Origin of the sequence: Actinomadura syzygii, assembly GCF_008085905.1 — a bacterium.
In the GTDB taxonomy this organism is placed as follows: domain Bacteria; phylum Actinomycetota; class Actinomycetes; order Streptosporangiales; family Streptosporangiaceae; genus Spirillospora; species Spirillospora syzygii.
Map to the genome: position 1 here is coordinate 18,910 of NZ_VSFF01000018.1, position 21,228 is coordinate 40,137.

Consider the following 21,228-nt stretch of genomic DNA (forward strand, 5'->3'; position numbering starts at 1 on the left):
GGCGCCGCGCCCTCAGTGCGCGTCGCGGGCGGTCTCCTTGGCGAACGCGAGGAAGTCGCGGGCGGCGGGCGGCAGCCTGCGGTGCGCGTGCACGATGCCGATCATGCGGGTGATCGGCGGCATGAACGACCGGACGGTCACGCCCTCGGTGTCGTCGATCTGGTTGCGGTACCAGAGCAGCGAGCCCATCCCGGCCCGGACCCAGCCGAGCCACGCGCCGCGCTCGTCGGACTCCACCGCGGCGACCGGGGTCGCGCCGATCCGCCGCAGCATCGCGTCGACCTCGGCGCGGCGGGGGCTGCCGCGCGCGGGCAGGACGAGGCGCATCCCGTCCAGCGCGGCGGGCGGCACCGGCTCGCGGACCTTCAGCGCGGGCGGCGAGATCAGCACGACCTCCCGCTGCTCGAACGGGTGCGCCGTCATGTCGCCCGGCACCGGGAGGTCGGCGAGCGCAAGGTCGGCGCGGCCCGCGCGGAGCGCCGCGGCGACCCGGTCGCGGTCGGCGCAGCGGACCACCCGGATCCGGACGGCGGGCTGGTCATGCGCGAACCGGGGGATGAGCCGCCCGGTCAGCTCCGGCTCCAGCGACGCGGTGACGGCGATGCGCAGCTCGGCGCCCCGCCCGTTGGACCGGCCGACCGACAGGCCCTCGATCGCGTCGACGGCGTCCAGCGCGACCCGCGCCTGCCGGACCACCTGCTCGCCGACGTCGGTCAGCGCCACGCCCCGCCCGGACCGCTGGAACAGCTCGACGCCGAGTTCGCGCTCCAACTCCCGGACGGCCCGCGAGAGCGCGGGCTGCGCCACGTAGAGGGCCTGGGCCGCCGACGTCATCGTGCCGTGGTCGGCGGTCGCCACGACGTAGCGCAGCTGCCGCAGATTCATGCACCGACCGTATGGCAACGAACCGATCCGGTCCTGGACATAGCCGGAAACGGACCGGGTCCGGCCGCCGTTCCGGCTGGTGATCAAGCCAGCGGGCGCGCCGCCGGCCCGTCCGGGGCCGCGTCCGGGGTCCCGTGCACGGGGGCGGGCTCGGGCTCCGGCTGGAGTTGCGGGGCGCCGACGGCGCAGTGGCTCCTGCCCGCCGGCTCGACGGTCGCGCCGGACGGGGTGCGCAGCGCGTCGTCCGCCACCGTGAAGAAGCTGAGCACCGCACCGGCCGCGAGCATCGCCGCGCACACCGACATCGCGATCGTGAACCCGTGGGAGAACTTCCCGGGGTCGTCGTAGGCGTCGCCGGTCAGCCCGGCGAGCGGCGGGATCGCCGCCACGGTCAGCAGCCCGGCGGCCCGCGCGACCGCGTTGTTGACGCCGCTCGCGACGCCCGCGTGCCGGACGTCGGCGGTGCCGAGCACTGTCGCGGTGAGCGGCGCGACCGTCGCGGACAGGCCGAGGCCGAACACGACGACGGCGGGCACCACGTCCCGCAGGTAGGACGCGCCCTCGCCGATCCGCGCGACCAGCAGCGTCCCGATCGCCGCGACGACCAGGCCGACCGTCATGGGCAGCCGCGGCCCGATCTTCTGCGCGAGCGCGCCCGCCCGCGCGGACAGCAGCAGCATCAGCACGGTGACGGGCAGCAGCGCCGTCCCGGCGGCGATCGGCGAGAAGCCGGCGACGACCTGGAGGTGCAGCACCAGCAGGAAGAACATGACGCCCATCCCGCCGTACATGACGAACGTGACGACGTTGACGGCGGAGAACTGGCGGGAGGCGAACACGTCCAGCGGCAGCATCGGCTGCGGCGCCGCCCGCCCCTTGCGCGCCCCCGCCACCGGACGGCTCCGGCCCCGGACCCGCTCGACCACGACGAACGCGACGGCCGCCGCGATCCCCGCCACCGCGGCGGCGGCGATCACCCCGGTCGCCGTCTGGTCGCCCGGCGCCTCGGTGAGCGCGTACGTCGTCCCGGCGAGGGCCAGCGCCGCGAGCGCGGCGCCGAGCACGTCGAAGCGGCCGTGCGCGTCCGGGTCGACGCTCTCCGGGACGTGCCGCGCAGCGACCAGCACCACCACGGCGGCGAGCGGCACGTTCAGCAGGAACACCCACCGCCAGCCCGCCGCCTCCACGAGCCAGCCGCCCGCGAACGGCCCGATTGCACCGGCGACGCCGCCGAACCCCGACCAGGCGCCGACCGCGCGCGGCCGGTCCTGCGCCGCGAACGACGACTGGATGATCGCCAGCGAGCCCGGGGTGAGCAGCGCCCCGCCCGCGCCCTGCAGCGCCCGCGACGCGACGAGCATCTCGATGTTCTGCGCCATCCCGCACAGCACGGACGCGACCGCGAACCACACCACGCCGACGAGGAAGATCCGGCGGCGGCCGAACCGGTCCCCGAGGGAGCCGCCGAGCAGGATGAACCCGGCGAGCGTCAGCGTGTAGGCGTTGACCGTCCACTGCAGGCCCGCCATGTCGGCGTCCAGGTCGCGCGCCAGCCTCGGCAGCGCCACGTTCACGACCGTCGCGTCGAGCATCGCCACGCTCGACCCGAGCACCGTCGCCAGCAGGACCCAGCGGCCCGGCCCGGTGCCCAGCCGGACGTCCGGCATCAGACGATCAGTTCATCGACGAAACACCAGCGCCAGTCCTCGCCCGGCTCGAACGACCGGACGATCGGGTGCCCCTCCTTCGCGAAGTGCGCGGACGCGTGCTTCATCGGGGAGGAGTCGCAGCAGCCGACGTGCCCGCATCCGAGGCAGAGCCGCAGGTGGACCCACCGTGTGCCCTCAGCCAGGCACTCCTCGCAGCCCTGCGGGGTGTTCGGGGACGGATCGTCCACCGGAAGGGTCAGCACGTGCTCGCAAGTGGCCATGTTTCCATCGTGACACGCCCCCGGTCACCGGATCACCAATGATCGGGACTGAAGGGCTCGTCCTCGGGGCGGGCCGACTCCGACAGGAGCCGCAGGTCCGACTCGACCATCATCGTGACCAGTTCCTCGAAGGTGACCGCGGGCTCCCAGCCGAGCTGCTCGCGGGCCTTCTTCGGGTCGGCGCACAGCAGGTCGACCTCGGCGGGACGGGTGTACTTGGCGTCCAGGACGACGTGGTCCTCCCAGTCGAGCCCGGCGGTGCGGAACGCGAACTCGACCAGTTCGCGCACGGACTGGGTCTGGCCCGTGCCGATGACGAAGTCCTCGGGGGAGTCCTGCGCGAGCATCAGCCGCATCGCGCGGGCGTAGTCGCCCGCGTAGCCCCAGTCGCGGCGGGCGTCGAGGTTGCCGAGCCGCAGCTCGGACGCGAGGCCCAGCTTGATGCGGGCCGCGCCGAGCGACACCTTGCGGGTCACGAACTCCGCGCCCCGGCGCGGCGACTCGTGGTTGAACAGGATCCCGCTGACCGCGAACATGCCGTACGACTCGCGGTAGTTCTGCGTGATGTAGTGCCCGTAGCTCTTCGCCACCCCGTACGGGCTGCGCGGGTGGAACGGAGTCCGCTCGTTCTGCGGCGTCTCCCGGACCATCCCGAACATCTCCGAGGACGACGCCTGGTAGAAGCGGATCTGCTCGCCGCCCGGCGTCCGGGACGGGCTGATGCCCGACACGACCCGGATGGCCTCCAGCGTCCGCAGCACGCCCATGCCGGTGACCTCCGCGGTCAGCTCGGCCTGCTGCCACGACATCGGCACGTAGGAGATGGCGCCGAGATTGTAGACCTCGTCGGGCTGGACGCGCTCCACCGCCGAGATCAGGCTGCCCTGGTCGAGGAGGTCACCGGTGGTGATGTGGACGTCGCCGATGTGCTTGCGCAACCGCGACACGTGGGGGTTCGCCTGCCCCCGCACCAGGCCCCAGACCTCGTACCCCAGCGCAAGCAGATGCTCGGCCAGATACGAGCCGTCCTGTCCGGTGATGCCGGTGATGAGTGCTCGCCTGGACAGCGGATCCTCCATGGCTGACTTGGGCCGACTGGACTGACTTGGGCTGGGTCCGGCGCGGGGAGGGGCCCGCGCCGAGCGTGACATATGAGGTTAGCGACCTCGGCGGGAGGCTGACGAGGGAGGGCCGGGTTTGAACCGAATGCGCTTCTGTTCGCCCGGAGGCTCCGCGATGTGCCACGGTGAGGGCATCATGAGCTCTCCGGGGACGCCGCCGCTGCGGCTGAACGGCCGCGCCGTCGGCCCGCGCGCGATCATGGCCGTGGTGAACCGCACGCCCGACTCCTTCTTCGACAAGGGCGCCACCTACGCCTTCGGCGCCGCGCTCGACGCCGTCGACCGCGCGGTGGCGGACGGCGCCGACATCGTCGACATCGGCGGCGTGAAGGCCGGGCCCGGCGAGGACGTCGGCGTCGACGAGGAGCTGCGCCGCGTCGTCGGGCTCGTCGCGGCCGTCCGCGACCGGCACCCCGGCGTCGTGATCAGCGTGGACACCTGGCGCGCCGAGGTCGGCGAGGCCGTCGCGGACGCGGGCGCCGACCTGCTGAACGACACCTGGGGCGGCCCCGACCCGCGGCTCGCCGAGGTCGCCGCGGCGCGCGGCGTCGGCCTCGTCTGCGCGCACGCGGGCGCGCTCGCGCCCCGCACCCGCCCGCACCGGATCGGCTACGACGACGTCGTCGCGCACGTCGTCGCGCACGTCACGGCGGAGGCGGAGCGCGCGGCGGCGCTCGGCGTGCGGCGCGACGCGATCCTCATCGACCCCGCGCACGACTTCGGCAAGAACACCCGCCAGTCCCTGGAGATCAGCCGCCGGCTCGGCGAGCTGACCGCCACCGGATGGCCGGTACTGGTCGCGGTGTCCAACAAGGATTTCATCGGGGAGACGCTCGGCCGCCCGGTCGACAGGCGCGGCGTCGGGACGATGGCCGTCCTCGGCGTCTCGGCGCTGCTCGGGGCGCGGGTGTTCCGCGTCCACGACGTCCCCGCCGCCCGCCGCGCCCTGGACGCCGTGGCGGCGCTCACCGCGGGCTAGGACGGGCCCTGCCGGGGCCGGCCTAGAGCGCACGCTGGCGGGCGCGGTACGCGGCGACGTGCATGCGGTTGCCGCAGGTGCGGCTGTCGCAGTAGCGGCGGCAGCGGTTGCGGGACAGGTCGACCAGGACCCGCGCGCAGTCCGGCGCCTCGCAGGTGCGCAGCCGGTCGAGCTCGCCCGCCGCGACGACGTAGGCGAGCGCCATCCCGCAGTCGGCGGCGAGGTGCTCGCCGACCGGCGCGCCCGGCGCGAAGAAGTGGACGTGCCAGTCGTAGTCGTCGTGGTCGGTCAGGTGCGGGGTGGCGCGGACCTCGCCGACGATCTCGTTGATCCGCGCGACGGCGGCGGGCAGGTCGCCCGCGCGGAACACCGCGTGGAACCGTTCGCGCAGGTCGAGCACCCGCGCGAGGTCGGCCTCGGTCAGCTCGCCGACGTCGCTGAAGTCGTGGCGCTCGACGAACGCGCGCAGCCCGCGCAGCCCGCCGAGCTCCTCGGCGCCGGACGCCGCCGCGCCGGTGTTGATCAGATCGACGACCACGGCGAGCGCGTGCTCGGTGTCATGAGTGAAGATCACGACGCCCTACCTTTCTGGGGGGCGACCCCCCGCCCCCCGGAAGGCCGGCGCCATGATCCTCGCTCCGCTGCGGTCATGACGTCTCCAGTCTCGGGGCCGGCGCGGTTCCGGACGCGCGGGGTCGCTTCCCGCGCGGGAACCCGGGCGGTTCCGGGATGCGGGCAGCCCCGCGGGGGACCCGGGGCGGTCGTGTGCCCGGCGCCGTCGCCGGGGCCGGAACGCGGCCCGTGGCCACGAGCATATGACGAGAACGCGGCGCGGCCACGCCCACCCGCCAGGAATCGCACGCCCGGCGCCGCCGCGGGTACCTGCGGGAACGTTCCACGCGGCGTGCGGCCGCGGGTGCGGCGGCGCGTACCGCGCCCCTTTCCGGACAGGTACACCTCCGTGCCGGACGACCGGATCTTCACCGTCCTCCTGGCCGTCGCGGTCGTGGTCCTGCTCGCCCGCGCACTGGCCGGGCGGCTGCGGACGCCCGACGCGATCCTGCTCGTCGTGCTCGGCATCGCCGCCGGGTTCGTGCCCGCGCTGCCCGCGGTCGTCGTCCCGCCCGAGGTGGTGCTGCTCGGGTTCCTGCCGCCGCTGCTCTACCACGCCGCGTTCTTCAGCGCCCCGCGCGAGACCCGCGCCGACGCGGTGCCCATCGTCGCGCTGGCCTTCGGGCTCACCACCGTCACGACCGTCGCGGTGGCCGCGACCGTGCACGCCCTGCTCCCGGCCGTCGCCTGGCCCGTGGCGCTCGCGTTCGGGGCGGCCGTGTCGCCGACGGACCCGGTCGCCGCGACCGCCGTGCTGCAGCGGCTCGGCGCCCCGCCCCGGATGGTCACGATCCTGGAGGGGGAGAGCCTGATCAACGACGGCGCGGCGCTGACGATCTTCGGGCTGGCGGTGGAGGCGATCGGCACCGACTTCACCGTCGCGCACGGAGCGGGACGGGTCGCGCAGATCGTCCTCGGCGGGGTGGCGTACGGGCTCGTCCTCGGGATCGTCGTCCGCCGGGTCCGGCGCTGGATCACCGACCCGGTCAGCCAGATCATCGTGTCGCTCGTGACGCCGTACCTCGCGTTCGTCCCGGCGGACCGGTTCGGCGCGTCCGGGGTGCTCGCCACCGTCGTCGCCGGGTTCTCGATCGGGACGCACGGCGAGGGGTTCCTGCAGCCCGCGTCCCGGCTGGTCGGCGCGACGTTCTGGCGCATCCTGACGTTCCTGCTGGAGTCGGCGCTGTTCGTCCTGCTCGGGCTGGAGATCCGGCAGATCGTCCGGCAGCCGGGCGGGGAGACGTGGGCCAAGGTCGCCGTCGTCGCGGTCGCGGTGTCGGCCGTCGTGATCGGCGTCCGGCTGCTGTGGGAGCTCGGCAACGGCCCGCTCGCCCGCTGGCTGCCCGGCGGGCGGCGCAGCCAGACCGGGCTCGGCCGGCGGCAGCGGCTCGTCATCGGGCTCGGCGGCATGCGCGGCGCGATCACGCTCGCCATCGCCCTGTCGCTGCCCGACGCGGTCGGGGACGAGCGCGGCACGCTGGTCGTCCTCGCGGCGCTCGTCGTGCTCGTGACGCTGCTCGGGCAGGCGCCGGTGCTGCCCGTCCTGCTGCGCCGCCTCGGCCTCGCCGAGCCCGCCCGCCGCCGCGCCGAGGCGATGCTCGCCCGCAAGGCCGGGCTGCAGGCCGCCCTGGCCCGGCTGGACGAGCTGGCCGAGGACGAGGACGTCGACGAGCAGACCGCCGAGGCGTTCCGGCAGATGCTGGAACTGCGGCTGGAACGCGTCCGGTACCTCCTGGACCGGAAGGACGCCGACCGCGACCGGCCCGCGCCGAACAGCCGCCGCGTCCGCACCGAGCTGGTCAGGGCGCAGCGCGCGAAGCTGCGGACCCTCTACCGCAAGGGCAGGATCGGCGCGGAGACGTACCGGGAGATCGTCCGCGAGCTCGACTTCGAGGACCCGTTGGCGATCAAGGGGCCGCGCTGAACCCTGCCGGGTCAAGTGCCGGTGGGGTCAGCGCTCGTAGTGGGGGTCGGCGACCACGGGGTAGTAGGCGTCGGTGTGCTGGACGCGCATCGTGACGGCCGCCCCCTCAAGGGTGTAGTCGGCCTTCACCTGGCGGAACATCGAGTCGCTGGCCCACGGGTTGTAGAGCCGCCCGACCGTCGCGCCGTACCGCAGGTGGACGACGTCGTACCCGCCGGACGGCATCGACTCCAGCGCCAGCCCGTCGGCGAGGGACACGCCGAACCGGAACTCGGTCGGGGCGTCGGGTCCGTGGATCACGGTCAGCAGCCGCACCCCGCCCGCCGTCGTCTGCGCGACGATGTCGGTGTCGACGTCCACGCCCACGAACACCCGCAGGCTCGGGCGCAGCACCTGCGCGACGGTGTCGGCGGCGGCGACGTCGATCCCGACGTGGATGCGCTGCCCGTCCCTGGTCGGGACCCACACCCCGTCACGGGCGCGCTGGCCCCAGGCCACGTCCGGGTTCTCCATCTCCTGGGGCTCGTTCTTGCCCCGGGCGACGAGGATCCTGGAGGCGGCGCTCATCGCGGCGGCAGCCCCGTCCCGTGCGTGCCTCATGGCGGGCCCCCTCGCCTTCTTCCATCACTCGCGTGACTTCGTGCCTGTGTCGGGTTTACCACGGGCAGCGCGGACAGGATGTGCGTTGGCCTGCCGTTGGTCGATTCGTGACGTTCGCCCCGTGCGTCGTTGGACCTTACACCACGTTTATGTGCCCTGGAGGGGCCGGGGCCTGCGCTTCCGTCCCGCAGATCACGGGACCGATCACGGCGTGATGACGGTGCGCGTCCGAGCCCTCACCGAGAAAAACGATTTGTGCCCGAACGAAACCGCCTCGCATCATTGGACCCGTCGAACGGACGCAAATGAGCGAAGGGGCGAGCCACCGGTTAGGCGGCCGGTCTCCAAAACCGGCGGAAAGTGGGTTCGACTCCTACCGCCCCTGCTGAGCGCCATCGGCGGGCTTGTGGTGCAACGGAAGCACACCTCCCTTGCAAGGAGGCGATCAGGGTTCGACTCCCTGCTGGTCCACTGGGCGGTTCACGGGACGCGGGCCGTCCGCGAAGGGACGGCCCGCGCATCCCCCGGAGGGTTGGCCGAACGGTAAGGCAGCGGTTTCGAAAACCGACGTCGAGGTGACACTCGAAGGGGTTCGACTCCCTTACCCTCCGCAATTCGATTCCCATCACCCGCCTTTTCGGACCGGCCTCGGCGTCACGCCGGGACGGGCTGCCCGGCGGTCGCGGTCTCGACCAGGTCGGCGAGCACCTCGCTCAGCCGGTCCAGGGCGTCCGCGATCCACGGCAGCGCCTCCGGGGCCGGGGACGCGAGCGCCGTGAGGCGCTGCTCGTCGGTCTCCCCGTAGAGCAGGCTCGGCGCCACCCGCATCCGCAGCGCGGACGGGGCGTCCCCGAACGAGCTGCCCGGCAGGACGCCCACTCCGTAACGTTCCAACAGCAGGCCCGTGAGATCGTCCGCCGTCCGGACGCCGTGGTTGTCCGCCAGCGCGTCCCGCAGGGGGCCGAAGTCGGGGTAGACGTAGAAGGCCCCCTCCGGCCGCGGCACCCGCGCGCCCGCGGCCGTGAACCGGTCCGCGACCGCCGCCGCGACCGCCGCGTGCAGCCGCCTGCTGCGGTCCACCCGCTCGACCAGTTCGGGCGGCTCGGCGAACGCGTAGGCGGCGGCGTGCTGCATCGGCGCGGGGGCGCTGGACCAGATCTCGCTCGCCACCCCGAGCACGCTGTCGCGCAGCGCCCGGCCGAACGGGCCGTCCGGCAGCCGGGCGACGCCGAGCCGCCAGCCGCCCGCCGCGAGGCTCTTGCTCAGCGCGGTCGTGACGACGGTGCGCTCCGGCGCGTGCCGGGCGGGGCTCGGCGCGGTCCGCGCCGGGTCGTGGACGAGGTCGCGGTAGATCTCGTCCGAGATGATCACGAGGTCCTGCTCGCGGGCCACCGCGCAGAGCCGCCGGACGGCGTCCTCGGACGCGATCGTCCCGGTCGGGTTGTCCGGCAGCGTCACCACCACGGCCCGCACGTCCCGGCCGCGCGCGCGGGCCCGCACCACGGCGTCGGCGAGCAGCGCCGGGCTCGGCACGCCGCCCTCGCCCGGCGGCGTCGCGACCCGGATCGGCTCGGCCCCCGCGAGCGACGCCTGCGCCGCGTAGGACACCCAGCTCGGCGACGGGACGACGACGTCCCCGCCGAGCGCCGCCAGCAGCGCGTACAGCAGCGGCTTGCTGCCCGGCCCCGCCACCACGGCGGACGGGTCGGTCGGCAGGCCGCGCCTGGACCAGTACCCGGCGGCGGCGCCGCGCAGCGCCGCCGACCCGGCCACCGGCCCGTACCCGCCCCGGCCCGCGGCCGCGCCAAGCTCGCGGGCCAGGGCGGGATGTATCGGTATGCCGGCCTCTCCGAAGCCGAGCGGGAGGACGCGCACCCCCTCCCGGCGCTTGCGCGCGATCGCCTCGTTCACGGCGAGCGTGGCCGACAGCGGGACGCGCCGCGGCTCGAAGGGCAGCGGCCGGACGGAGTTCGCAGACGCGGAGTTCACATGGGCGGGCTGTGTCTGGGCAGGCATGGACGACTCCAAAAGGGCATGCGAGGACAACGGAGGGTGACCGCGGATTCCCCCTGTGCGACCCGGCCGGGTTCGTCCTCATGCTTGCCCGCTTCCAGCATCATCACAAGCGAGTCTCATCGATGGTGACCGTAAGGTGGACTGATGCTGGAACTGCGCCGCCTGCGCCTGCTCGCCGAGTTCGCCCGCCGCGGCAGCATCGCCGCGACCGCCGCCGCCCTCGGCTACACGCCGTCCGCCGTGTCGCAGCAGCTCGCCACGCTGGAGCGGGAGGCCCGCGTCCCGCTGCTCGACCGGACGGCCCGCAGCGCGGAGCTGACCGACGCCGGGCGCCGCCTCGCCGAGCGCGCCGAGGAGATCCTCGGCCTGGTGGAGACGGCGGAGGCGGAGCTGTCCGCGCACTCCGACACGCCGATGGGACGGGTCGTCGTCACCGCGTTCCCCACCGCCGCCGTCGCGTTCGCGCCCGCGCTGGCGCGCAGCCTCGGCGAGCATCCCGAGCTGACCTTCGTGCTGCGGCAGACGCGCCCCGGCGACGGCATCCGGCAGGTGCAGAACGGCGAGGTCGACATCGCGCTCATCGACGACTGGACGGGCAAGGTCCCCGAGCAGGCGCCCGCCGCGCTGGAGTTCTTCCACCTGCGCCGCGACCCGCTGGTGCTGGTCGTCCCGGCCGCGCACCCGATGTCGGAGCCCGATCGGGCGGTCGACCTCCAGCAGCTGCGCGAGGAGCCGTGGATGGCCGCGCCGCCCGGCGAGCCGTCCCGGCAGGCCGTCGAACGCCTGCTCGATACCGTCGGGGGGGCGCGTCCCGTCCCGTGGGAGTTCGAGGGGCTGCACACGATCCTCAGCCTCGTCGCGCGGGGAATCGGGATCACCGCGGTGCCCGCGCTGGCGCTCGCCGCGGGCGACCGGGGAGTGGCCGTCCGGCCCATCCCGGACTGCGCGCTGGCCCGCGAGGTCTACGCCGTGACCAGGTCGGCGAGCGTGCGCAGGCCGTCGGTCGCGGTGACGCTGCGGGCGATCTACGCGGCGGCGCGGGACGTCCAGCCGGTGCCGCCGGAGAAGTGACCGCCGGAAATACCGCCGGACGACCCGCCGAAAGAAAAAGAGTTCCGCGCCGCAGGGGTTCGATTGTGGCCGTTTCCGGTCGTCAGCCGCACCGGACGGAGTGTGGAGCCGAACTAAGGGGGGAACAAGGGCGCGTGCCCGGATCGCCGAAAGCGGACGGACGCGCGCGGATCATCACGTACGGTGGGGCGAATCGTGAGCCAATCCGAGTCCATGCACACCGATCGGGGAGCGCAGCGCTCGATGGAGACACCGGCGACCACGCTCGAAGAGCCCTCCGGGGCGCGGTCCGGCGACGCGCCGGCGGACGCCCGGGACGGCGGCCCCCACGGCTTCGAACTGCCGCGGGTGACGGCGCTGCTGATGCACGCGCTCCCGCGCTTCGTGGAGGGCGTGATCGCGCCGGTCGCGGTGTTCTACGCGGCGCTCATGCTGCTCGGGCTGAACGGGGCGCTGATCGCCGCCGTCGCCTGGGTGTACGGCGGGATCTTCTACCGCTACCTGCGCGGCCACCCCGTGTCGGGGATGCTGGTGCTGGCCGCCGTCGGCGTGACCGTCCGGGCCGGGCTCGCGGCCGCGACGCACAGCGCCGTCGTCTACTTCCTGCAGCCGACGCTCGGCACGCTGATGGTCAGCCTGGCGTTCCTCGCGTCCGTCCCGCTCGGACGGCCGCTCGCCATGAAGCTGGCGAGGGACATGGCGCCCATCCCCGAGGCGTTCCTCAAGCACGCCCGGGTGCACCAGTTCTTCCTGCGCATCTCCTTGCTCTGGTCAATGGTGCTCTTCACCAACGTGGCCGTGAGCCTCTGGATGCTCTTCAACGAGTCGATCGGCATGTACCTGTGGATCCGGACCGGCATCGTCGCCGGGCTGGGCGCGCTCGGCGTCGCCATCTCCGTCTGGGGCTTCCGGCGGGTGGTGCGGCACGTCAACCGCGAGCCCTCGACCGCGTCCTGAGCGACTCCTTCCGAGCGCCCTCTTTGAGCGGCGCCTTCTGATCGTCGCGTGATGGCTGCCCGATCCCGACCCGCCCCTTCGCCCCGACCCCGCGCCGCCCCCGGCGCCCGTCCCGGCAAGGGCCGTCTGAGCAGTGATTTCCCGGTCTCCGGACCGAACCTCCGGCCCGTTCGCGGCGTCTCCACTCTCAGATAGATTCACCAGACGGGGTGAAAAAGTGGGATCTGGGGGAGTTTGTGGTGAATAAGGGGCGTTTGCGGCTGGCGCTGACCGGTGGTGTCGGCGCGATGGCGGTGCTCGCCGCGGGCTGCTCGATCGGCGGGAAGGGCTCGCTGGCCTCGGGCGACTCGCCCACCGCCGTGACGATCACCCCCGCCAACGGGACCGCGCAGGTCAAGCCGGACGGGACGATCGAGGTCAAGGCGTCCGGCGGCAAGCTGGAGAAGGTCACCGTGCAGGGCCAGGGCGCCGCCGCGACGGTCACCGGCCGGTTCGCGGACGGCCACAAGGTCTGGCGCTCCGACCGGACGATGACGCCGGGCGCGTCCTACACCGTCACGGCGCAGGCGAAGGACGACGGCAAGGTCCGCACCGAGACCAGCACGTTCACCACGCTCAAGCCGTCCGCGACGCTGTCCATCGCGGACGTCACCCCGAACCTCAAGGGGGAGAAGGTCGGGATCGGGATGCCGATCTTCGTCCGGTTCGACCGCCCGGTCACCGACAAGGCGGCCGTCGAGCGGACGCTGCGCGTCACGCCCGGCAAGCCCGTCGAGGGCGCCTGGCGCTGGATCGGCTCCGACCAGGTCGTCTACCGGACGAAGACCTACTGGCAGCCGCACCAGACCGTCCGGTTCCACGCGAGCCTCGCCGGGGTGAACGCGGGCGGCGGCGTCTACGGCGCGGCCGACGCGGACGCCACCCTGTCCATCGGCGCCGCGCAGGTCACGACCGGCGACATCGGCGGCCACCACATGACCGTGACCCGGGACGGCAAGAAGCTGCGCACCGTCCCGTTCAGCGCCGGGAACGGCGAGACGCGCGAGTTCACCACGACCAGCGGCGTCCACCTGCTGATGGAGAAGGGGAACCCGGTCACCATGACCTCCCCCGGCCGCCAGGAGGGCGACCCCGGCTACTACAAGACGGTCGTCAACTACGCGGTCCGGTTCTCCAACAGCGGCGAGTACGTGCACTCGGCGCCTTGGTCGGTCGGCTCGCAGGGCTCGGCGAACGTCAGCCACGGCTGCCTGAACGTCAGCCCGGAGAACGCCAAGTGGTTCTACGACATCGCGCAGCGCGGCGACGTCCTGAAGCTGACCGGCAGTACCCGCGAGGTCGAGTGGGACAACGGCTGGAGCGTGTTCCAGATGCCGTTCGACGAATGGCGGCAGGGCAGCGCGCTCAAGTGACGCGCGCCACCCGGCTGAACGCGGACGCCGCCTCCCGTTCCTGCCTGGGACGATCGCGGAGCGTGCGGCCAGACAACGCTTTGATCTCGGACGTCGGCCAAAACACGGGCTCTGGCGTGATCCACCGAATTAGTCGCTAATGTCTCCCTGATAGACGGCGGGGTTTCTGGAGGTCGTGGTGCAGCGGAGGGTTTCCGCAGGGGTTCTGGCGGGCGCGGGGATGGCGGGGGCCGTGCTGCTCCTCACGACGGCGTGCAGCGGCGGGGAGAAGGAGGGCGGCGTCACGGTCGGCGAGAAGGCCGACGCGAACGCCCCCCAGGTGACGATCGACCCGGGCAACGGCAACACCAAGGCGAAGCCGGAGGCGGGCGTCGTGGTGACGGCCGCGGGCGGCACACTCGAGCAGGTCACGGTCTTGCTCAAGGGCAAGCCGGTGACGGGCGAGATGGCCGCCGACAAGAAGACCTGGCGGTCGCGGACGCTGCGTCCCGGCGCCAGGTACCAGGTGACGGCCGTGGCGAAGAGCCCGCAGGGCAAGTCGGCCACGGTCAACGCGCAGTTCGCCACGCTCAAGGCGGCGAAGACGCTCGGCATCGCCGACATCACGCCGAGCAAGAACGAGAAGGTCGGCGTCGGCATGCCGATCCAGGTCACGTTCAACCGGGCGGTGGGCGACAAGAAGGCCGTGGAGCGGGCCCTGGAGGTCAAGTCCACCAAGCCCGCGACCGGCGCGTGGTACTGGGTGAACGACACCACGGTGATCTTCCGGACGAAGAACGGCGAGTACTGGCAGCCGAACCAGCGGGTCGAGTTCCGGGCGAGGCTCGCGGGCGTGAAGGCGGGCGCCGGGACCTACGGCGTGTCGGACGTCGGCCGCGCGTTCCGCGTCGGCGACTCCCACATCATCGACATCAGCACCAAGACCAAGCGGGCCGTGGTCAGGAAGAACGGCAAGAAGGTCCGGAGCTGGCCGATCAGCGCGGGCCGCGGCGGCCGCGTCGTCAACGGGATCGACACCTACCTCACCACCAGCGGCATCCACCTGACCATGGGCAAGGAGAATCCGGCGATCATGACGTCGGAGTGGATGGGCGTCGACCCGAAGGACAAGAAGAACGGCGGCTACCGCGAGGTCATCCCCTTCGCGGTGCGGATCTCCAACAGCGGCGAGTACATCCACTCGATGGCGGCCACCACGTGGGCGCAGGGGCGGCAGAACGTCAGCCACGGCTGCGTCAACTCCCCGCCCGGGGACGCCCAGTGGTTCTACAACTGGTCCTACCGCGGCGACGTCGTGAACATCACGGGCACCTCCCGCAAGCTCGAGCCGCTCAACGGCTGGGGCTACCGCCAGATGTCGTGGAGCCGCTGGGTCAAGGGAAGCGCCCTCGACCGGACCGTGACCACCGGCTGACGTTGACCGGCCCCCCGGCGGGAACAGGCCGGGGACGGACGCCGTCCGCCATGGGGGGAGCCGGTGAACGAGCCGACGCCGCGTGTCGTGGGGCGCCGCGTCCGGCGCGGGGCGCATCGCGCGCTGCGCCGCGCGGCGCTGTGGTCCCTGCGCCCGATCACATGGCGGCCGGTTCCGCCGCCTGTTGAGCGGCCGCGCGTCCGCGTCCTGCTGCAGAACGCCCACGGGACGGGCGGGACGGTCCGCACCGTCCTGAACCTGTGCGGTCACCTGGCCCGCGACCACGACGTCGAGATCGTCAGCGTGCTGCGGCGGAAGCGGGAGCCGTTCTTCCCCCTGCCGCTCGGCGTCGCGGTGACCTACGCCGACGACGCCTTCGCCCCGCGCGGGCGGGGTGCGCGGCTGCTCGCCCGGTTGCCGAGCCTGCTGGTCCCGGCAGGCGAGGCGTCGTTCCGGCAGATGAGCCTCTGGTCGGACGTGTGCCTGCTGCGGGCCGTGCGCCGCCCGTCCTGCGACGTGCTGATCGGGACGCGGCCGTCGCTGGTGCTGCTCGCCGCCGAGCTGGCGCCGCGCGGCGTCGCGACGGTCGGGCAGGACCACATGAGCCTGGACTCCTACGCGCCCGCCCTGCGCCGGCAGATCGTCCGCGCGTACCGGCGGCTGGACGCGGTGGCCGTCCTCACCGAGGCGGCCCGCGCCGGGTACGCGGCGGCGCTCGCCGGGTCCGGGACGCGGGTCGTGCGGATCCCGAACGCCGCCCCGCCGCTGCCGGGCCGCCCGTCCCGCCGCGAGGACGACGTCGTGCTGGCCGCCGGGCGGCTCATCGCCACGAAGGGCTTCGACACGCTGGTCCGCGCGTTCGCGCCGGTCGCCGCCGACCATCCCGGCTGGACGCTGCGCGTGTTCGGCAACGGCCCGAACCGCGCCGCGCTCCGCGCGCTGGTCGCCGAGCTCGGGCTCGGCGGCCAGGTCGAGCTGCGCCCGGCGACCCGCGACCTGCACGCCGAGATGGCGCGCGCCTCTGTCTACGCGCTGTCGTCGCGCCGCGAGGGCATGCCGATGGTGATCATCGAGGCGATGGGGATGGGGCTGCCGGTCGTGTCGTTCGACTGCCCGCACGGCCCCGCCGAGCTGATCGCGCACGGCCGCGACGGGCTGCTCGTCCCGCCCGGGGACGAGGCCGCGCTCTCCGCCGCGCTCCGCGCCCTGGTCGAGGACCGGGAACTGCGCGACCGGCTGGGCGAGGCGGCGGTCCGGTCGGCGCGGGCCCACGACCTGGAGCGCATCGGACCGCGCTGGACGCGCCTGATCGCCGGGCTCCGCGCGCCGGAGGCCGCCTCCGGCCGATCCGTCAGACGCGCAGGACGAGACCGCGGACGAACGCCGCCTGGCCCGCGTGCTGCAGGTCGTCGGATATCACGCTGACCAGCCGCACGCCCAGCGTGACCGGCGGGTTCCACGCGCGGTCGACGACGCGGGGCAGGTCGTCGTCGGTGAGGGAGCCGACGTAGGCGACGGTCCGGGCGTGCACGGCGTCGTGGTAGCCGGTCAGCAGCTCCGCCGACTCGACCTGGACGGCCTCGACCTGGTCGGGGGAGTGCCCGTACCCGGTCTCGGACGGGTCGAGCGGCAGGTCGAACCGGTCGGCCCAGCCATCCTCCGTCCACGCCTGGGCGGTTCCGGCGACGCCGGCGATGTGGTCGTCCTGGACGCGGGTGAGGTGCCAGACGAGCCAGGCGATCGAGTTGGCGGACGCGTCGGCCCGGTACGCGAGCTGCGGCGGGGTGAGCCCCTCGACCGCCTCGTGGACGATCCCGCGGATCCGGTCGAAGGCGTCGATGAGCAGGTGCGCGCTGGTCATTGACCCGACGCTACCCGCCGCCGCCGACGATTTCAGGGGCCGTCCCCGGCGATTCCGCCCGCGCGTCCGCCGCCCGCGCGGGCAGCCGGACGGTGACGTCCAGGCCGCCGCCGGGGCGCGGCACGGCGGTCACCGTCCCGCCGTGCGCGGTCGCCGTCGCCCGGACGATCGACAGCCCGAGCCCCGCGCCCCGGTCCGAGCGGACCCGGTCGTTGCCGAGCCGCCGGAACGGCTCGAAGATCGTCTCGACGTCGTAGCGGGGCACGACCGGGCCGGTGTTGGCGACCGCGACTTCCGCCTGCCCCTCCCGGACGCGGGTGGCGACGGACAGCTCGCCGCCGTCCCGGTTGTGCCGGATCGCGTTCTCCACCAGGTTCTGCACCAGCCGCTCGACGAGCACGGGATCCCCGGACGTCGGCGCCGCGCCGAGATCGCGCCGCACCGTCAGCCCGCGCGCCTCCGCCTCCCGGGACGCCTGGTCGAGGACGTGCCCCGCGACGTCCGCGAGGTCGAGCGGACCGGCGTCCACGACCACGTTCTCGGTGCCCGCGAGGGTGAGCAGCCCGTCGATGAGCCGCTCGTGCCGCCCGTTGACGACCAGCAGCGACTCGCCGAGCCGCTTGACGTCGTCGGTGGCGTCCGCGCGGCGGACGGCGACGTCGACGAGCGTCCGGTTGATGGCGAGCGGCGTGCGCAGCTCGTGCGAGGCGTTCGCGACGAACCGGCGCTGCCCGTCGAACGCCCGCGCGAGCCGCCCGAGCATGGTGTCGAACGTGTCGGCCAGCTCCTTGACGTCGTCGCGCGGCCCCTCGTAGGCGATCCGCTCGGTGAGGTCGTGGCTGCGCGCCACCCGCCGCGCCGTCTCGGTGATCTTGTGGACGGGACGCAGCGCCCGGTCCGCGAGCAGCCAGCCGAACCCGAGCCCCGCCGCGCCGACCAGCCCGAGCGCGATGGAGCCCTGCGTCAGCAGCGCCGACAGCGTCTTCTTCTGATAATCCTCGCGTCCCTTCACGAGCACGCCCTCGACCTGTTTGGACACGATCGTCGGCGGCTGCGCGGACGGGCCGTCCGGAAGCGGCGCGCCCCTTCCGTTCCCGGCCTCGCCCGGGGCCCCCTGGACCGCCTGGAACACCTTGTTGACACCGGCGCTGCCGCCCTGCCGCTGGAGGGTCGTCTGCACCAGCACGTACGTCAGTCCCAGCAGGACGACCCCCGCGAACAGGAACAGGCCCGCGTAGAGGAGGGTGAGCCGCATCCGGATCGTCAGGCGGAGCCGTCCGGTCAGCCGCCCGGTCGCGGCGTGCGCCGTCATGGGGTTGGTCATGGGATCCGGTACCCCGCTCCCGGGACGGTCTCGATCACCGATGGGTCGCCGAGTTTGCGGCGCAGCTTCATCAGCGTCACCCGGACGGTGTTGGTGAACGGGTCGGCGTGCTCGTCCCACACCTTCTCCAGCAGCCGCTCCGCCGACACGATCGCGCCGTCCGCGCGCATCAGCTCGGCGAGCAGCCCGAACTCCTTGCGCGCGAGCCGCACGTACCGGCCGTCCCGGTACACCTCCCGGCGGGACGGGTCGAGCCGGATCCCGCCGCGCTCCAGCGTCGGCGGCGCGGCCGGGCGGGCGCGGCGGCCGAGCGCCTGGATCCGCGCGACCAGCTCCTCGAACGCGAACGGCTTGGTCAGGTAGTCGTCCGCGCCGAGCCGCAGCCCGTCGACCCGGGCCGGGACGGTCACCGCCGCCGTCAGCATCAGCACCCGGACCAGCGCGTCCGACTCGGCCACCGCGCGGCACACGTCGTCGCCGTGCACGACGGGCAGGTCCCGGTCGAGGACGAGCACGTCGTAGTCGTTGACGCCGAGCCGCTCCAGCGCCGCGTCCCCGTCGTAGACCACGTCCACGGCGAGGGCCTCGGCCCGCAGCCCCTCGGCGATGGAGTCGGCGAGCATCCGCTCGTCCTCCGCGATCAGCACCCGCACATTCGCCGTCCTTCGCACTGCCCGTCCCCGGTCACGCCCGCGGCGCGGCCTGACGACCCAGCTTCGGGCAGAAGGCGTAACGCGGGCGTAACGCGATCCGGTTACGCCCGGGTTACCGGCGCGCCGCTGGACTTGCGGTCCCGCCGGGCGGCCCGCCCGGCGGGCACGCGGACACGACAGGGAGACCGACGATGCGACGACAGACGCTCGCGGCGCTCGCCCTCGTCCCGGCGCTGGCCCTCGGGGCGGCCGGGTGCGGGAGCGGCGACGGCGGCGGGTCCGGCGGCACCGCGAAGCCGGCGGCCGACGACGGGAAGAAGATGCGCGAGTTCGCCGCGTGCATGCGCGAGAACGGCGTGGACATGCCCGACCCGAAGGACGGCAAGGTCGAGATCCGCGTGTCCGGCAAACCGGACCAGGCGGGGCAGAACGGCAAGATCGAGGTCGCGCAGCGCAAGTGCCGCCACCTGATGCCGAACGGCGGCAAGCCGCAGAAGCCGAAGCCCGAGGTCCTCGCCAAGATGCGCGACTACGCCAAGTGCATGCGCGACCACGGCGTCGCGAAGTTCCCCGACCCGCAGCCGGACGGCGGCATGATGCTCAAGGCCGGGCCCGGAACCGGGATCGACCCGGACAGCCGGCAGTTCAAGGACGCCCAGCGGGCGTGCGCGAAACTCGCGCCCGACGGCAAGGGCCCGATGATGTCCGGCAAGGGGCGGGACTAGTGTCGCGGCGTCGTACCGCCGTCCTCGGCGCGGCGGGCATGGCGGTGCTCGGCGGCGCGGGCCTCGCGGCCGCCGGGCTGGGCGGCGGCGACGGTCCGGCCGCCGCGCGCGGCGCGCTGCCCCCGGCGACCGCCCCGGTCGAGCGGACGACCCTCGTCGAGACCCAGGAGGTCGACGGCACGCTCGGCTACGGCGACACCCGCACCGTCGCGGGCGCCGGGAGGGGGACCGTCACGTGGCTGCCGTCCGCCGGGTCCGTCGTCGCGCGGGGAGGCCCGGTGTACCGGGCCGACGACCGTCCCGTCCCGCTGCTGTACGGCTCGCTGCCCCTCTACCGGACGCTCGCCCCCGGGACGGAGGGCGACGACGTCGAGCAGTTCGAGCGGAACCTGCGCGCCCTCGGCTACACCGGCTTCACCGTCGACGAGACCTACGGCTCCGCCACCGCCGCGGCCGTGAAGCGCTGGCAGGACGACCTCGGCGTGCCCGAGACCGGGACGGTGCGCCCCGGCTCGGCGGTCGTCGCGTCCGGCCGGATCCGGGTCGCCGAGCGCCGGGCGCACGTCGGCGACCGGGTCGGCGGCGCCGTGCTCACCTACACCGGCACCACCCGCGTCGTCAGCGTGGACCTGGACGTCGAGTACCAGCGGCTCGCGAAGAAGGGCGCCCGGGTGGAGGTCGAGTTGCCGTCCGGCGACACCACCAAGGGCACGATCGCCTCGGTGGGGAAGGTCGCGAAGCAGGGGCAGGGCGACAACCCGACGACCGTCGAGGTGACGGTCGCGGTCGGCGCGCGGAAGGGGCTCGGCTCCTACGACAAGGCGCCGGTCACGGTGCGGCTCACCGCGAACCGGCACGACGGCGTCCTCGCGGTGCCGGTCGAGGCGCTGCTCGCGCGGGGCGACGGCGGCTACGAGGTGCAGGTCGTCCAAGGCGGGCGCGTGCGGACGGTGCCCGTCGAGACCGGCGTCTACGCCGGCGGCCGGGTCGAGGTCTCGGGGGCCGGCCTGGCCGAGGGCATGAAGGTCGGGGTCCCCTCATGACCGGGGTGGTGGAACTGCGGGACGTCACCAAGACCTATCCGGGCGGGGTCACCGCGCTGGACGGGGTGTCGCTGACCGTACGGGCGCGGGAGCTGGTCGCGATCGTCGGGCCGTCCGGATCGGGGAAGTCGACGATGCTGCACCTGCTCGGCACCCTGGACCGGCCGAGCGCGGGCGCGGTGCTCGTGGAGGGCGTCGAGGTGTCCCGGCTGGCGGACCGGCGGCTGTCGGCGCTGCGCGCCCGCCGGATCGGGTTCGTGTTCCAGCAGTTCCACCTCGCCGCCGGGGTGGTCGCGCTGGACAACGTCGCGGACGGCCTGCTGTACGCGGGCGTCCCGCAGGCCGAGCGCCGCCGCCGCGCCCGCGCCGCGCTGGAGCGGGTCGGGCTCGGGCACCGGCTCGGGCACCGCCCGCACCAGCTGTCCGGCGGGGAGCGGCAGCGGGTCGCGATCGCCCGCGCGGTGGTGGGGGAGCCCGCGCTGCTGCTCGCGGACGAGCCGACCGGGGCGCTGGACTCGGCGTCCGGCGCGGGCGTCCTCGACCTGCTGCGCGAGCTGTCCGGCGGCGGGACGACCGTCGTCCTCATCACCCACGACCGCGACATCGCCGCCATGCTGCCCCGCCAGGTCCGCATGCGCGACGGCCGCATCGTCCACGACGACGCCTACTTGGAGACGACCCGATGACCGGAGCGAAGCGGG

The 21,228-nt window shown here is 73.9% G+C and carries 20 protein-coding genes and 3 tRNA genes; 13 read left to right on the forward strand and 10 right to left on the reverse strand.

The window, feature by feature from the left end:
• Positions 1 to 12 precede the first annotated feature (12 nt).
• The 4 genes from FXF65_RS39600 to FXF65_RS39615 all read right to left on the reverse strand — a co-directional run bounded on the left by FXF65_RS39600 (position 13) and on the right by FXF65_RS39615 (position 3,882).
• A complete protein-coding gene (locus FXF65_RS39600) occupies positions 13 to 885 on the reverse strand; it encodes a LysR family transcriptional regulator (RefSeq protein ID WP_148355628.1) in 873 nt (290 codons plus the stop codon).
• Between the two features lie 83 nt (positions 886 to 968).
• Entirely contained in the window at positions 969 to 2,552 is a 1,584-nt protein-coding gene (locus FXF65_RS39605) for an MFS transporter (protein WP_148355629.1), read from the reverse strand.
• Complete coding sequence (locus FXF65_RS39610) at positions 2,552 to 2,815, reverse strand: ubiquitin carboxyl-terminal hydrolase 14 (protein WP_148355630.1); 264 nt, start codon at positions 2,813 to 2,815, stop codon at positions 2,552 to 2,554. Before FXF65_RS39610 ends, FXF65_RS39605 begins: the two co-directional genes overlap by 1 nt.
• Positions 2,816 to 2,847: 32 nt before the next feature.
• Positions 2,848 to 3,882: a GDP-mannose 4,6-dehydratase gene (locus tag FXF65_RS39615; RefSeq protein ID WP_148355756.1), complete on the reverse strand. Its 1,035-nt coding sequence runs from the start codon at positions 3,880 to 3,882 to the stop codon at positions 2,848 to 2,850.
• Positions 3,883 to 4,072: 190 nt separating this feature from the next.
• On the opposite strand from FXF65_RS39615, the gene folP reads away from it, so the two are divergent.
• Positions 4,073 to 4,915 (forward strand): dihydropteroate synthase, encoded by an 843-nt coding sequence (gene folP, locus FXF65_RS39620; protein WP_148355631.1) that lies wholly within the window; start codon positions 4,073 to 4,075, stop codon positions 4,913 to 4,915.
• A 22-nt stretch (positions 4,916 to 4,937) separates the two neighbouring features.
• Here the strand turns inward: folP and FXF65_RS39625 are convergent, their stop codons facing one another.
• Positions 4,938 to 5,489, reverse strand: a complete 552-nt coding sequence (locus FXF65_RS39625; protein ID WP_148355632.1) for a CGNR zinc finger domain-containing protein — start codon at positions 5,487 to 5,489, stop codon at positions 4,938 to 4,940.
• 387 nt (positions 5,490 to 5,876) lie between these two features.
• Between FXF65_RS39625 and FXF65_RS39630 the strand changes: the two genes are divergently transcribed.
• Complete coding sequence (locus FXF65_RS39630) at positions 5,877 to 7,451, forward strand: Na+/H+ antiporter (protein WP_246199406.1); 1,575 nt, start codon at positions 5,877 to 5,879, stop codon at positions 7,449 to 7,451.
• A 27-nt stretch (positions 7,452 to 7,478) separates the two neighbouring features.
• Here the strand turns inward: FXF65_RS39630 and FXF65_RS39635 are convergent, their stop codons facing one another.
• On the reverse strand, positions 7,479 to 8,051 hold the full coding sequence (locus FXF65_RS39635; protein WP_067885637.1) for a hypothetical protein: 573 nt from the start codon (positions 8,049 to 8,051) through the stop codon (positions 7,479 to 7,481).
• A gap of 313 nt (positions 8,052 to 8,364) precedes the next feature.
• Between FXF65_RS39635 and FXF65_RS39640 the strand changes: the two genes are divergently transcribed.
• The 3 genes from FXF65_RS39640 (at position 8,365) to FXF65_RS39650 (ending at position 8,662) form a co-directional block, all read left to right on the forward strand.
• A tRNA-Trp gene (locus FXF65_RS39640) sits at positions 8,365 to 8,436 on the forward strand.
• Positions 8,437 to 8,451: 15 nt separating this feature from the next.
• A tRNA-Ala gene (locus tag FXF65_RS39645) sits at positions 8,452 to 8,522 on the forward strand.
• Between the two features lie 55 nt (positions 8,523 to 8,577).
• A tRNA-Ser gene (locus tag FXF65_RS39650) sits at positions 8,578 to 8,662 on the forward strand.
• A gap of 43 nt (positions 8,663 to 8,705) precedes the next feature.
• On the opposite strand, the gene FXF65_RS39655 is transcribed toward FXF65_RS39650, so the two are convergent.
• Positions 8,706 to 10,067 carry a pyridoxal phosphate-dependent aminotransferase gene (locus FXF65_RS39655; protein WP_148355634.1) on the reverse strand — a complete coding sequence of 454 codons (1,362 nt, stop codon included), beginning with the start codon at positions 10,065 to 10,067 and terminating at the stop codon, positions 8,706 to 8,708.
• Positions 10,068 to 10,211: 144 nt separating this feature from the next.
• On the opposite strand from FXF65_RS39655, the gene FXF65_RS39660 reads away from it, so the two are divergent.
• From FXF65_RS39660 to FXF65_RS39680, 5 genes are all read left to right on the forward strand, one after another.
• Positions 10,212 to 11,138, forward strand: coding sequence for a LysR family transcriptional regulator (locus tag FXF65_RS39660; protein ID WP_148355635.1), 927 nt, complete (start codon positions 10,212 to 10,214; stop codon positions 11,136 to 11,138).
• A 195-nt stretch (positions 11,139 to 11,333) separates the two neighbouring features.
• A complete protein-coding gene (locus FXF65_RS39665; RefSeq protein WP_246199407.1) occupies positions 11,334 to 12,095 on the forward strand; it encodes a VC0807 family protein in 762 nt (253 codons plus the stop codon).
• Between the two features lie 239 nt (positions 12,096 to 12,334).
• Entirely contained in the window at positions 12,335 to 13,507 is a 1,173-nt protein-coding gene (locus tag FXF65_RS39670; RefSeq protein ID WP_246199408.1) for a L,D-transpeptidase, read from the forward strand.
• A 178-nt stretch (positions 13,508 to 13,685) separates the two neighbouring features.
• Positions 13,686 to 14,921, forward strand: a complete 1,236-nt coding sequence (locus tag FXF65_RS39675) for a L,D-transpeptidase (protein WP_246199409.1) — start codon at positions 13,686 to 13,688, stop codon at positions 14,919 to 14,921.
• A 63-nt stretch (positions 14,922 to 14,984) separates the two neighbouring features.
• On the forward strand, positions 14,985 to 16,346 hold the full coding sequence (locus tag FXF65_RS39680; protein ID WP_148355637.1) for a glycosyltransferase family 4 protein: 1,362 nt from the start codon (positions 14,985 to 14,987) through the stop codon (positions 16,344 to 16,346).
• Here FXF65_RS39680 and FXF65_RS39685 read toward each other — a convergent pair.
• Genes FXF65_RS39685 through FXF65_RS39695 form a run of 3 tightly spaced genes read right to left on the reverse strand, consistent with a single transcriptional unit; the run spans position 16,273 to position 18,759 of the window.
• On the reverse strand, positions 16,273 to 16,782 hold the full coding sequence (locus FXF65_RS39685; RefSeq protein WP_148355638.1) for a mycothiol transferase: 510 nt from the start codon (positions 16,780 to 16,782) through the stop codon (positions 16,273 to 16,275). The genes FXF65_RS39680 and FXF65_RS39685 overlap by 74 nt on opposite strands.
• Positions 16,783 to 16,792: 10 nt before the next feature.
• Positions 16,793 to 18,106, reverse strand: a complete 1,314-nt coding sequence (locus FXF65_RS39690; protein WP_148355639.1) for a sensor histidine kinase — start codon at positions 18,104 to 18,106, stop codon at positions 16,793 to 16,795.
• Positions 18,103 to 18,759, reverse strand: coding sequence for a response regulator transcription factor (locus FXF65_RS39695; RefSeq protein ID WP_187412777.1), 657 nt, complete (start codon positions 18,757 to 18,759; stop codon positions 18,103 to 18,105). Before FXF65_RS39695 ends, FXF65_RS39690 begins: the two co-directional genes overlap by 4 nt.
• Before the next feature lie 191 nt (positions 18,760 to 18,950).
• Here FXF65_RS39695 and FXF65_RS39700 point away from each other — a divergent pair, with 191 nt between their 5' ends.
• From FXF65_RS39700 to FXF65_RS39710, 3 genes are read left to right on the forward strand one after another with little or no spacing between them, the layout of a single operon-like run.
• Entirely contained in the window at positions 18,951 to 19,484 is a 534-nt protein-coding gene (locus tag FXF65_RS39700; RefSeq protein WP_148355640.1) for a hypothetical protein, read from the forward strand.
• Positions 19,484 to 20,527 (forward strand): peptidoglycan-binding protein, encoded by a 1,044-nt coding sequence (locus FXF65_RS39705; protein WP_246199411.1) that lies wholly within the window; start codon positions 19,484 to 19,486, stop codon positions 20,525 to 20,527. Before FXF65_RS39700 ends, FXF65_RS39705 begins: the two co-directional genes overlap by 1 nt.
• Positions 20,524 to 21,213 (forward strand): ABC transporter ATP-binding protein, encoded by a 690-nt coding sequence (locus tag FXF65_RS39710; protein ID WP_222868990.1) that lies wholly within the window; start codon positions 20,524 to 20,526, stop codon positions 21,211 to 21,213. The genes FXF65_RS39705 and FXF65_RS39710 overlap by 4 nt, the downstream gene beginning before the upstream one ends.
• Positions 21,214 to 21,228: the final 15 nt, after the last annotated feature.